General features: G+C 38.1%; 12 protein-coding genes. 4 read left to right on the forward strand and 8 right to left on the reverse strand.

The genetic code is table 11. The annotated features are described in order from the left end of the window. The 5 genes from L647_RS0122700 to L647_RS0122720 form a co-directional block, all read right to left on the reverse strand. A partial coding sequence (locus L647_RS0122700) for a pilus assembly PilX N-terminal domain-containing protein (protein WP_029880591.1) occupies positions 1-373 on the reverse strand: 373 nt, incomplete at its 3' end. Then, positions 374-886, reverse strand: coding sequence for a prepilin-type N-terminal cleavage/methylation domain-containing protein (locus L647_RS0122705; RefSeq protein WP_024613034.1), 513 nt, complete (start codon positions 884-886; stop codon positions 374-376). Continuing rightward, positions 883-1,293: a prepilin-type N-terminal cleavage/methylation domain-containing protein gene (locus L647_RS0122710; RefSeq protein WP_024613035.1), complete on the reverse strand. Its 411-nt coding sequence runs from the start codon at positions 1,291-1,293 to the stop codon at positions 883-885. The genes L647_RS0122705 and L647_RS0122710 overlap by 4 nt, the downstream gene beginning before the upstream one ends. Next, the gene (locus L647_RS0122715; protein ID WP_024613036.1) at positions 1,287-1,766 is read right to left on the reverse strand and encodes a GspH/FimT family pseudopilin; all 480 of its coding nucleotides are present in this window, start codon (positions 1,764-1,766) and stop codon (positions 1,287-1,289) included. Before L647_RS0122715 ends, L647_RS0122710 begins: the two co-directional genes overlap by 7 nt. Next, on the reverse strand, positions 1,729-2,127 hold the full coding sequence (locus L647_RS0122720; protein WP_024613037.1) for a type IV pilin protein: 399 nt from the start codon (positions 2,125-2,127) through the stop codon (positions 1,729-1,731). The genes L647_RS0122715 and L647_RS0122720 overlap by 38 nt, the downstream gene beginning before the upstream one ends. A 678-nt stretch (positions 2,128-2,805) precedes the next feature. On the opposite strand from L647_RS0122720, the gene L647_RS0122725 reads away from it, so the two are divergent. Both L647_RS0122725 and L647_RS0122730 read left to right on the forward strand, forming a co-directional pair. After that, on the forward strand, positions 2,806-4,296 hold the full coding sequence (locus tag L647_RS0122725) for a SulP family inorganic anion transporter (RefSeq protein WP_024613038.1): 1,491 nt from the start codon (positions 2,806-2,808) through the stop codon (positions 4,294-4,296). Between the two features lie 10 nt (positions 4,297-4,306). Next, positions 4,307-5,158: a universal stress protein gene (locus L647_RS0122730; protein WP_024613039.1), complete on the forward strand. Its 852-nt coding sequence runs from the start codon at positions 4,307-4,309 to the stop codon at positions 5,156-5,158. Between the two features lie 161 nt (positions 5,159-5,319). Here the strand turns inward: L647_RS0122730 and L647_RS0122740 are convergent, their stop codons facing one another. Further along, complete coding sequence (locus tag L647_RS0122740) at positions 5,320-6,213, reverse strand: LysR family transcriptional regulator (protein WP_024613040.1); 894 nt, start codon at positions 6,211-6,213, stop codon at positions 5,320-5,322. Positions 6,214-6,330: 117 nt separating this feature from the next. Between L647_RS0122740 and L647_RS0122745 the strand changes: the two genes are divergently transcribed. After that, entirely contained in the window at positions 6,331-6,954 is a 624-nt protein-coding gene (locus L647_RS0122745; protein ID WP_024613041.1) for a glutathione S-transferase, read from the forward strand. 235 nt (positions 6,955-7,189) lie between these two features. Here L647_RS0122745 and L647_RS0122750 read toward each other — a convergent pair whose 3' ends face one another. Continuing rightward, positions 7,190-7,957 (reverse strand): toll/interleukin-1 receptor domain-containing protein, encoded by a 768-nt coding sequence (locus tag L647_RS0122750; protein WP_024613042.1) that lies wholly within the window; start codon positions 7,955-7,957, stop codon positions 7,190-7,192. A 234-nt stretch (positions 7,958-8,191) separates the two neighbouring features. Further along, positions 8,192-10,321, reverse strand: a complete 2,130-nt coding sequence (locus L647_RS0122755) for a pyridoxamine 5'-phosphate oxidase family protein (protein WP_024613043.1) — start codon at positions 10,319-10,321, stop codon at positions 8,192-8,194. 394 nt (positions 10,322-10,715) lie between these two features. Here L647_RS0122755 and L647_RS0122760 point away from each other — a divergent pair. Beyond that, positions 10,716-12,079 (forward strand): FAD-dependent oxidoreductase (locus tag L647_RS0122760; protein WP_024613044.1); only part of this gene is annotated, 1,364 nt, incomplete at its 3' end.

Genomic DNA, 12,079 nt, shown 5'->3' on the forward strand with positions numbered 1-12,079 from the left:
ATATGGCTTGCATTTGATCCTCACCTTCAAAGCGAGTGCCTTCACTGGAAATTAATACATCGCCATTACTATCAACTTCAATAGTTGCATTGTATAGGCTTGATTCAAGCGAACCCGTACCTGAAACTTGGCTATTTTTGGCAATTAAATCGTTAATATTTATGGTTGGGTCTGCGAGCATTCCTGCTTCAAGTTTTTCCATACTTGAAAACACACCCTTTTCGGACATTAATCTTGCGTTTAATTTTTTTTGAAAATTACCACTCAACCTTTCTTGAATAACACTATCTCTAAGAGTGCTCAGTACGACAATTGATGCCATAGACGTTAAAATAAGTACCGTGACAAGCGTGAAACCGGATGTGTTTTTCATTTATTGAAACGCCTTATTCATTACTATTTGCGATAAAGATATATCGATAACTAAGCGGTTATTAAATTGGCTTGGTAAGTTTGTAGGCTCAACAAAAACGCTCGCTATATTATTATCAATTGCATAGCTAATTGTATTAACACCTTTTAATATTTTGACTTTGCCGTTCCCTACATCACAAAATAATGAGTCGCCTTCGTGACTATAGTTTTCAGTGAATGGCGCATTAATTATTGAACCTGTACAAGCAAGTACACCCGACTCTTGCTCAACACTTAAAATATTATTGCTATAAGTAGGAATTGAGCTGGTTTGTTTTAAACTTCGCGTAAATATTTTGCTGCTAAAGCGAATAACATCGAGCGCATTCTCTAAATCTTTTGCAGTGCTGGTACTGCTATTAATTGAAGAATAAGCCAAGCTAACACCACTGAGTAAAAACATCCCTGCAGCAAGCGCAACCATAAGCTCTATTAAAGTAAAACCACTGTGTTTATTTATTAAATGTTTCATGGTGTGCACCCAGCAGGCAGTGTTGGAAAACTTCCTGTAATTACAACGCGGTTCTCTAAATTATCAGTCAAACGTTTATCTTGCCATGTTATTTCAACCGGTAAGTCATTTGAAAAATTAGCTGGTAAGGTGAGTGTGTATGCATCTATTTGTGGAGATAAATAATTTATAAAATCGGCATCATTGTACAAACTAGGGTTAGTTTGTTGCAGCTCACATAAGTGAGGCCAAATGCGTTCTAAAACATTATTAGCTTCAATAATAGACACCGTATAATTAAAGCTGTTTGTAATATATTGCAATGACTTTAATTGACCTGATGCTAATCCTAATAAAGCTATAGTCGCAACAATTAATGCAACCATAACTTCTAAAAGAGAAAACCCCTTACTATAATTTTTTAGCATGTTTCAGGAGCCTCAACTAACCAACTTTGTCCACTTTGTAAAACGCATAATGTAAAGTCGGTGGTTGTACTATCGCTATCACTCACCAATATTTGGTACATTTGGTCTAATTCACCAGCACTTGAAATATCAATATCTTTTAGATCGACTGAAATACTGCTATGTGTAACTTCAAAAATATTTAACGTGGTTTGCGTTGAATTAATAGCAGTTTGTACTTGCCATTGATTGTTTGATGTTTTAACGGAAACTGTTTGATTTCTTTTAATTGCTTCACTGCGTGCAAATTTAAAAACACTATGCAGTTGATTAGAATTTGTAACTAACCTATCCCGCTTTATAAAAGTAATAAACGAAGGAGCCGCAACAGCAGTTAAAATACCAATGATGGTCATCGTGATTAAAACTTCGAGTAAAGTAAAACCAAGGTTTTTTTTACCAACACTGGGATTTATCCGCAGACTTGGTACCACTTTGATTTACAGATAGCTTGCCACACTCGTCACCACTTTGTGCACCTTTGGGTGAAACTTCTATCGTAAACTCTGACCCATTTGAAGCGCCGGTTGTTGCATCGGTTGTATATGTATATGAGTAGTAGTCTGAAGCAGGAAAAGTAAAAGTATCTGGGTAACCACCAACTCGGGTGTATTGCCTTTCTAAAACAGCTGTTTGCTGTAATAAAACCTGTTGCACATCAGCTCTTCTACTTTGCTGTATGTAACTCGTATAACTTGGAAGAGCAATTGCATATAAAATTCCAATAATTGCAATTACTATCATTAATTCAATAAGAGTAAAACCAAAACATTTTTTTAACCGCTGCGTGTCCAATTATATAATTCCATTATTTATAGCAAGCATGTTTTATTTTCACGTATAGCAAAAAGTAAGCCAACGTTCATTGTGATGCATATCATAGTGCTAAACAATGCATTGTCAATAATATAAAGGTTCGGATATTTAGAAACGTACGAGTAGTTTTAACAATGCACTAATTTAACTCAGTGAAACTAAAAAACGCACTAAAACAGTGCGTTAGATAAGTATTTAAAATAATAAAGTATTTAAATTTAGCCTAGTCATTAAGTGCTAATGAAAAAGTCAAATAACCCATAAAAATTAACAATCAAAGCTCTTTGACAATAATTAAATATTCACTATATATAATTTTAAATTATTTTCTAAAATGTAACTCTATTTTGCTCAACCACCAAAACCCAAGAGTATTTGTATAAATCTGGTTTAATATTTATGGTTATAATTATTGCCGACTAGAAACAAATCCACCCTTATGTTATTTTTGTTTTGTTAGTAAAGTTAATTAATCAACTAAATCAGCTACAGGAGCCTTTCTTTTTTGAAACCTACGCCGCCCTAAGTTAATGCCCTTATCTCATTTATTTACACATTATGTGTAATCAAATATCGCCATCTGCGCGAGAATCACTATTATTTAAATACAAAAACCTCCCTGCCGTTGCAGGAAAACTAACTAATTAGGTTATCTACATGTTTGATCACGTAAAAAGAGATTGGCTCTCTAATGTTCGTGGCGATGTGCTTGCTGGTATTGTTGTGGCGCTTGCCCTAATACCTGAAGCTATTGCCTTTTCTATTATTGCGGGTGTTGATCCTAAAGTGGGTTTATACGCTTCATTTTGTATCGCCGTTATTATTGCCTTTGTAGGCGGACGCCCTGGCATGATATCAGCGGCTACCGGTGCAATGGCGCTATTAATGGTAACGCTGGTTAAAGATCATGGTCTGGAATACTTACTAGTTGCTACCTTGCTTACCGGTGTACTACAAATATTTGCAGGCTTTTTAAAGCTTGGTGAGTTAATGCGGTTTGTATCGCGCTCTGTTGTTACAGGGTTTGTAAACGCATTAGCGATTTTAATATTTATGGCGCAATTACCCGAGCTTACCAATGTTACTTGGCATGTTTACGCCATGACCGCTGCGGGCTTAGGTATTATTTACTTATTTCCGTATATTCCAGCTATTGGCAAAATCCTTCCCTCTCCTTTAGTGTGTATTGTTGTTATTACACTGGTTTCACTGTTTTTAGGGCTTGATATAAGAACCGTTGGCGACATGGGCGAACTACCAGACACCCTGCCTATATTTTTATGGCCCGATGTGCCGCTAACACTCGAAACGCTGCAAATTGTTTTACCATATTCGATTGGTCTTGCGGTTGTGGGCTTACTTGAATCCATGATGACCGCCACTATTGTTGATGACTTAACTGATACAACGAGCGATCGTAATAAAGAGTGTAAAGGCCAAGGTATTGCAAATATTGGCGCAGGTTTATTTGGTGGTATGGCGGGTTGCGCCATGATTGGACAATCAATTATTAATGTTAAGTCCGGCGGTCGTGGTCGACTTTCAACCTTTATTGCTGGTTTATTTTTAATCATCATGGTGGTGTTTTTAGATGAGTGGCTGCGTTTAATTCCTATGGCTGCATTAGTTGCAGTAATGATTATGGTATCAATTGGTACATTCTCTTGGACATCAGTTAAAGATTTAAAAAAGAACCCGCTTTCGTCAAACGTAGTGATGATTTCCACCGTTATTGTGGTTGTTGCCACACATAATCTAGCCATTGGTGTTTTAGTTGGCGTATTGCTAGCTACGTTGTTTTTTGCCAATAAAATTGGTCGCTTTATGGTTGTTACAACTAAGCACGATGAAACTAAAAACCTAGTAACTTATGAAGTTGTAGGTCAGGTGTTTTTTGCCTCAGCAGAGCAATTTATTGCTTCGTTCGATTTTAAAAGTGCGGTAACAAATGTTGTTATAGATTTAACCCATGCACATTTTTGGGATATAACCGGCGTATCGTCACTCGATAAGGTGGTCATTAAATTTAGACGCGAAGGCGCAACAGTTAATATTGTTGGTATGAATAGCGCAACCGAAACAGTTGTTGATAAGTTTGGCGTACACAACAACCCTAAAGAAGTCGATAAACTACTTGGCGGTCATTAAGGAGAATGTAATGAAAAAAATAATTACCTGTATCGATGGCTCTGTCATTACACACGCTGTAACCGAAGCTGCTATTTGGGCTTCAAAAAAGCTAGATAAATCAATTAGCTTTATACATATGCTTGAAAAAATACAACAAACTAATGTAGGTAACTACACCGGTACGATTGGTTTAGGTGCCCAATCGGCTTTGCTTGAAGAAATGACAAAACTCGATGAACACCGTAGTAAAATTTCTTTAAAACTAGCAGATGAATTACTCGACTCGGTTGCTGTACAAGCAAAAATTGCTCATATTCAAAACTATGAATTAATTAAACGTCACGGTGACGTAATCGACGCTATTATTGATTTTAAAGATGATACTCGCTTAATCGTTATAGGTCGAAATGGTGTTGATCATCGTGTTGATTTAAATGCACTTGGTTCACACATCGAAACGCTCGTGCGTAGCGCTTCGCAACCAATATTGCTTATTTCTAGAAAGTTTAAGCAACCTAAATCATTTATGATTGCGTACGATGGTCGCGAAACAGCCGACAAAGCACTGCAACAAGTTATTGATGGCGGTTTATTACATGGGCTTCATTGTCATTTAGTAAGTGTTAATAATAATGAGAAGAACTTAGAAGAGAAGTTTCTTAACGCTCAATTTAAGCTTAGTAGTATGGGTTTTGAAGTGTCTGCAAGCTTTTTAGAGGGCAATATTTTTGACTCATTAATGCAATACAAAGAGCAAAATAACATTGATTTTATTGTTATGGGGGCTTTTGGGCATTCTAAGTTAAGGCAGTTTTTTGTGGGCAGTAATACCATTAAAATGCTCGAAAACAACGATGTGCCAGTTATTATATTAAAGTAAGTAGTTGTTTTAAGTAAGCGCCACTTTTAATTAAGTAACTATTTTAAAATAATATTTTAATATTCCATTCTAAAAGCCTAAAATCACTTAACTGATTTTAGGCTTTTTTTGTTTTTAGCTTGGTTTGGCTTTTAGTTTTAAAGTAAGGTTTAAAGTAAGCTTTATTTTTTAGCTTCAAACTTTTCAAATAAAAACTGAATAAACGACGTGACCTTTTGAGCCACAAACTTTCTATGCGGATAAATAGCAAATAAACCAAACTCAAATGTTTTATAACCTTGCATAACCTGCACAAGCTTACCCGATGCAATATCGTCTCTCACCACTATTTCAGGAATTAAGCCAATACCGCCACCCGCTACAACCACCTCTTTTACAGCTTGTGGATTATTAACCGAAACACGCGAGTTTACACTTGCCGTTAATGCCTCACCACTAGGTGAAACTAGAGGCCAATGGCGACCTATTTTAAAGTTGCTATCAATCACCGTAGCGTGTTGTTCAAGCTCGTCAACACTCGCTGGTGCGCCAAAGCGCTGAATATAATCTGCTGATGCACATAAAATTAAAGGGTAACTGGTAATTTGCCTCGCGATTAAATTAGAGTCAGACACACTGCCAATTCTAATTGCTAAATCAACCCCCTCTTCTAGTAAATCAATTGTTTTGTCTGAAAGCACTAAATCAATACTTAAATCAGGATAACGGCTCAGTAACTCAGGCATTAACGGCGCAAGGTTTGATTCACCAAACGACACCGGCGCACTCACCCTAAGCTTGCCGCTAGCAAGTGCTGTTTGACCCGATAAGTTATCGAGCATTTCGCTGTAGCTTTCAATTACAGGCACTACGCTTGTGTAATAACTTTGCCCTGCTTCGGTAATCGAAATTCTGCGCGTGGAGCGGTTAAATAATCTAACCCCTAAGTCTTGCTCTACAATGCCCACGTATTTACTAACCAGTGCCTTTGAAAGCCCAAGTCTGTCGCCTGCGGCTGTAAAAGAGCCTGTTTCAACAACCGCGATGATTGTTTTAATGCCAATAATAGTATCCATGATTGTCAATATAGCATTGACATTAATTCCTTACTAGCTTGGTTTTTCAAAACGGATAATAGTGAAAGAATAGCGTTATTAAAAATCACTATTCAAAATTAAAAAACAGGACAACCCATGAGCAACCTAACGCTATACCGTTTTACTTTATCTGGTCATTCACATCGTGCAGAGCTATTTACATCGCTTTTAAAGCTTGATGTAAATATGGTTGATGTTGCACTGCAAAACGGCGCACAAAAGCAAGCTGACTTTCTAAAAATGAATATTTTTGGGCAAGTACCCGTACTTAAACATAACGATGACGTTATTAACGATTCAAACGCTATTTTAATGTACTTAGCACAAAAGTTTGATGCTAACAGAACCTGGTATCCAGAAGATATTACTGTTCAAGCGCACATTCAGCGCTGGTTGAGCGTTGCTGCAGGGCTTGTGGCTTCAGGTCCGTGTTCGGCGCGTTTAGTTACTGTATTTGGCGCGCAGCTTGATCATCAAAACGCTATAAACATTGCCTATACATTATTTAAAACAATGGATGCGTACTTACAAAACCGTGAATACTTAGTAGGCACTCAGCCAACTATTGCCGACATTGCCAACTTTTCGTACATAGCACACGCACCAGAGGGCGGCGTATCACTTAGTGAATACCCAAATATTTTAAGATGGTTAAGCAACATTCGTAAACTTGACGGTTTTATAGCAATGCCTGAAACAAAAGCAGGTTTGCTAGCTTAGTCGTTCAAGTATTTAAAAGTGTTTTAAAAGAGGCTATTAAGCCTCTTTTTTTGTGTGTTTATTTAAATGGAATCTAAAAGCTAGTGCATAATATTTATAATTGGCAATAGGTTTAAGAGTTTGGTATTAATATAAATTAACAATGTAGAACATCTTCATACAAGATAATGGATGCCCTTTGATAAGCTATTATGAGAATAAGCTGTCAGTAAATAAAGTTCGATTAGCTTAAAACCTACTCAGATACCCAGTTTTGTTGAATTGCATATAACTTTGTCTTGTCAGTAAGTTCAAAACCACTTATGTATCGAGCACCAGTAAATATTTTGGCTCCAACTATGAAACCGTCTGACTTTAACTCATTAACATAAACTTCACTAAATATTCTAGAACATCCTAATAGATTCTGAACATTATCGAATGTGTAAAAACCATCACCTTTATTATAACCTTCAACCCAGATCTTTAATAATTCAGTCTTTTTGTCCGTAACACTTTCTACTGGCTTTTCGGAAACCGATTCAAATGGGTTATTGCCGACAGGTGGCTCTTTAAATAGTGGTGCTTCATGAATTTCACGGAGAAGGTTATCAAACTGCAATTCGAATTCATCTTCGCGAGAAAAGTTGATATGTAAACGACTTTTTAAAAACGTGGGAACAGTGTGAGTTCCATCTTGACGAATTAGAGGGATAACTTTTTTTGTATCAATTTGATTCATATATTCAGAAGTAATAATCATCTTCTCATAACCAACGCCACCTAAACCGCCATTAGCTTTATTAACATATACGTCAGTACAAACCATAATAATGCGATCTGATTCCACAACACTTGCTTCCATGAACCCTCCTAAATCATCACCTAAACCAAGACGGAATTGATCTAAAACTGCATCAATACCTGAGTTCCGTAATCGTTGTGCTAGTTCTAGCACCCACTTTTTATGGGCTTGGCTATCATGAGAATATGAGATAAATACTTTAGGTACATTAGTAGTCACAAGGATTTCCTTATTAATCGGTTTATTTATTAAATGATGGCAATGTAGCATAACCTAAGCATCAGATACACTTGATAAAAATAGAATGCTCAATATGAAAATCGGCTAGTAATGACTTAAACAAAATTGAAGTAGAATGCTAATTTGGCAAACCATTAAACAATAACGTCCTCACATATAATACATCTACTGAATTTAATGAAATACCACTTGTATATTTTTTCTTTTCAAGCTTTACAGCTCTAAATCCAGCTCTTCAACACCTTTAGCCGGTACGGCGCAGCAAATTAGCGCCTGCCCTGTCTCTACTGGGTAACTTACGTTATTGCGATACACCACACTCCCTGCATTTATTTTAACTGCACAACTGCCACAACTGCCGTTTCGACATCCAAATTCGGGCTCTAAACCATGGGCTTCGGCTACATTAAGTATCGTGTTATCGCCTTTATTCCAGCGTTGTTCAAAGCCTGATTTACTAAATTTAATTACGGTGTTGTCTGCTTCTTCAACGCTAACCTCGTTGCTTTTATTAGGCGCTCCGCTTGTTTTAAGTACTTTGCGCTTAATAGCGGAGGGTCCAAATGCTTCTGCAAATATGTTTTTATCCTGCACACCGAGTAATAAAAGCTCATTATATACGTGCTGCATAAACGCTTCAGGTCCGCATAAAAAGAATTCGTAATCATCAAGCGGTAAATAATACCTAAACACATCCGCATTTATGCGCCCTTTTAAATCAAAGCTTTCGTCTTTTAAATTAGAACTCTCATCTTTTAAATTAAAGCCATTGCCTTGTTTTTCATCAAGCTCAGGCTGAGATAAAAGTGAGTAGTAATCAATTGCCCCGCCACTTGTATCTGCAAGTGTTTTTAGCTCGTTATAAAACGCACGCTGTTGGCTGTTTTTAGCACTATGGAAAATATGCAGAGGTCGAGTATAGCGGGTTCTTAGCCCTTCATGGGCAATGTGTTTAGCCATTGAGATCATAGGTGTAATGCCTATTCCGCCACCAATTAACACCGCTGGTTTGGTGCTGGTGGGGTCAATAAAAAACTGCCCTTGTGGGGATTTAGCTAAAATAACATCGCCTACTTTTACGTTATTATGAAAGTAGTGTGATACCTCGCCACTGAGTTCTTTTTTAATCGATAACCGATAAAAAAGTTCATGCGGGCTCGATGAAACGGTATAGGTTCTAATGACAGGTTTGCTTTTACTTGGTATTTGCACGGTTAAGTGCTGCCCTGCTTTAAACGGTAACAAGGTTTTATTGTTGTGCCCTTCTAAATAAAAAGAGGTAATTACATCACTCTCTTTAATTATTTTAGCCACTTTTAAAGGCTGCCACGTATGTTTGAGCTTTTCGGCTTGCTTGTTTTTATCAGCCTCAAGCCACGTGCCCGTCATTTTGGTGTTAGGTGAGTAAGCATCAAATTTAGCAGTAAAAGGGAGTAAGTTTTTAAGCCATATTCCTTTAGTAAGCGTAAATTTCCAGCCTCGGTCTGCGCCAATAAAACCTTCAAGCTCTGGGTGCCCGTCCCATAAAATTTCAACGCTGCCGGTAAGCATTAATACATTACCCGTGTCAAAATCAGGAAATAACAAACCTGCTTTTGGGTTTAATAAAAAGTTACCTAGCGTATTAAAAAAATTGTTACCTGCGTAATCAGGAATCGTTAATGTGTTGCCTTCTCGCTTTACAAAACCGGGCATTCCCCCACGGTGAGAAACATCAACACCTTCAATTTTTGGATTGTTTTTTGCGGTTATAAAGCTTGAAACAAAAAATGTATCAGTGGTGTCAATTAACGTTGTCGCGGCGTTATCAAGTGTATTAAATTCAACTTTTTGTACCGCATTACTTTTAAGTAAGGGATCTCTATTAAACATTAAGTCGCGCGTTTGAATATACTGCGGGCAATTTCCAAAAGATTGATCAACATTAAAACTCACTTTATTATTACTAATTACCTCACCTACGCGCACATTTAAACGGTTGCGCCTACGCGTACTTAGTTCAATGCCTAGTAAACCAATTGGTGAGCCTGCAATATTTAACGTGCCATGTAAGGGGTCGTTTTTATCAACCGCGTGGGTCATTAATAACGACGTGGGAGTTGGGGCGCTTAAAAAGCCTGACTGCCCTGAAACAATAGATACCCACACATCAGCATTTTCATCAACACTGCCTGCAACCACAAACGGTAACTGCTCAAAAAATGCTTGATGCTGCTCTGGCATAAATGAGCGCACGGCACGTTTGCCAAATGTTGCCATTATTTCTCGTTTACCGAGCTTGTCTTGTATTGCCAGCTCGCCCTCATGAAAAGGGGAAGCATCTATTGAGTTTGTGTTAGTCATTTTACTCGTAATTCGTGTACGTATTTCATGGGTTAAATTTAACGCAATACACAATGAATGATAATGGGTGTTTTATTGACTGATAATGCACAAAACAATGACAATACTTGCACCCTCTTAGTGCCCAGCGCGCACCAACATATAACAAAACGGGTTTTATCCTCACTCTAAAAACACATTAAATACTATTTAAACAATAACTTAAAAAACTGGCTGTATTTTTGCAAACATTATATTAACAAGCCCGTTTTACTTACGGCAAAAATTTAGGTTGTGAGCACAGTAGCTATTAGCAACCATCGGCAAAGAAGCCCGCACACAGTTATGCATAATGCGTATTTGTGGCGGGCTTTTTTGTTATTTGTATTTAAACCGTCACTTTAAGGAATGCCCTATGCAAACCTCGCAAAAAATACTCATTATTGGTAATGGTATGGTCGGACACCACTTTGTTGAGCAAATGCGCCAAAGCGATGCCAACGCAGACATTACTGTACTTTGCGGAGAAGCAAATCTTGCATACGATCGCGTGTACTTATCAAGTGTATTTGATGGTAAAACGGCTGCCGATTTAGCACTTACCACCCACGACAACTACAAACAGCTCAATATTAATGTGCATACCAGCCAGTGGGTTGAGGGGATTGATAGAACTGCAAAAGTAGTTACCACGCTAACGGGTGAACAATACCCGTACGACAAACTTATACTTGCAACCGGTTCGTTCCCATTTGTGCCGCCTATAAGAGGTAACGACCAACCCCATTGCTTGGTGTATCGCACATTAGAAGATTTAGAACAAATAAAAGCCAGTGCCGCTGTAAGCAAAAGCGGTGTAGTTATTGGCGGTGGTTTATTAGGGCTTGAAGCTGCAAACGCGATTAAGCAACTAGGGCTTGATACCCATGTTGTTGAATTTGCGCCGCAGCTTATGGCTGTTCAGCTTGATGGACAAGGCGGTACGCTACTAAAAAATAAAATAGAAAAACTTGGCGTTACGGTACATACATCAAAAGCGACCAGCGAAATAGTAAAAGGTGAAACGAGCCGCTTTAGATTAAATTTTTCGGACGAGACATTTTTAGAAACAGACCTAATTTTGTTCTCTGCCGGTATTCGCCCGTATGACCAACTCGGCAAAATTGCTAATTTAGAGCTGGGTGAACGCGGCGGTATTATTATTAATAACCAATGCCGAACGTCAGATCCTGATATTTTAGCTATTGGTGAATGTGCTCTGTGGGACAAAAAGCTATTTGGCTTAGTTGCACCGGGTTACAACATGGCGCGCGTTGCAGCAAGCCAATTAAGTGGTGGCGAGCTTGAGTTTTTGGGTGCTGATATGAGCACAAAACTTAAGTTATTAGGCGTAGAAGTAGGCTCAATTGGCGACGCTCATGCAAAAACACCAGACTGTAAAGAACTTATATACCAAGACGCTATTCGCGGCTGTTATAAAAAAATCATACTAAGTGAAAAAGGCGATAAATTACTGGGCGCTGTACTAGTTGGCGATACCAGCGATTACGATACTTTATTACAGTACATGCTTAACGACATGGACTTACCCGAAAATCCTGAGTGCTTAATTTTGCCAGACAGCGGTGGTGCGCCGTCGTTATCTGGCAGTGCCCTACCCGACACCGCTACTATTTGTTCGTGTCACAATGTGAGTAAAGGCGACATTGTAGGTGCAATTGATGGCGGCTCATGCGATTTAGCCTCGGTAAAATCATGCACTAAAGCAGCAAGTGGCTG

This window comes from Pseudoalteromonas sp. TB64 (assembly GCF_000498095.1).
Lineage (GTDB): Bacteria > Pseudomonadota > Gammaproteobacteria > Enterobacterales > Alteromonadaceae > Pseudoalteromonas.

What these genes read in the sequence shown, in the direction of transcription:
- L647_RS0122705 (WP_024613034.1), bottom strand. Translation starts at nt 886, where the DNA reads ATGAAACATTTAATAAATAAACACAGTGGTTTTACTTTAATAGAGCTT.
- L647_RS0122710 (WP_024613035.1), bottom strand. Translation starts at nt 1,293, where the DNA reads ATGCTAAAAAATTATAGTAAGGGGTTTTCTCTTTTAGAAGTTATGGTT.
- L647_RS0122725 (WP_024613038.1), top strand. Translation starts at nt 2,806, where the DNA reads ATGTTTGATCACGTAAAAAGAGATTGGCTCTCTAATGTTCGTGGCGAT.
- L647_RS0122730 (WP_024613039.1), top strand. Translation starts at nt 4,307, where the DNA reads ATGAAAAAAATAATTACCTGTATCGATGGCTCTGTCATTACACACGCT.
- L647_RS0122740 (WP_024613040.1), bottom strand. Translation starts at nt 6,213, where the DNA reads ATGGATACTATTATTGGCATTAAAACAATCATCGCGGTTGTTGAAACA.
- L647_RS0122745 (WP_024613041.1), top strand. Translation starts at nt 6,331, where the DNA reads ATGAGCAACCTAACGCTATACCGTTTTACTTTATCTGGTCATTCACAT.
- L647_RS0122755 (WP_024613043.1), bottom strand. Translation starts at nt 10,321, where the DNA reads ATGACTAACACAAACTCAATAGATGCTTCCCCTTTTCATGAGGGCGAG.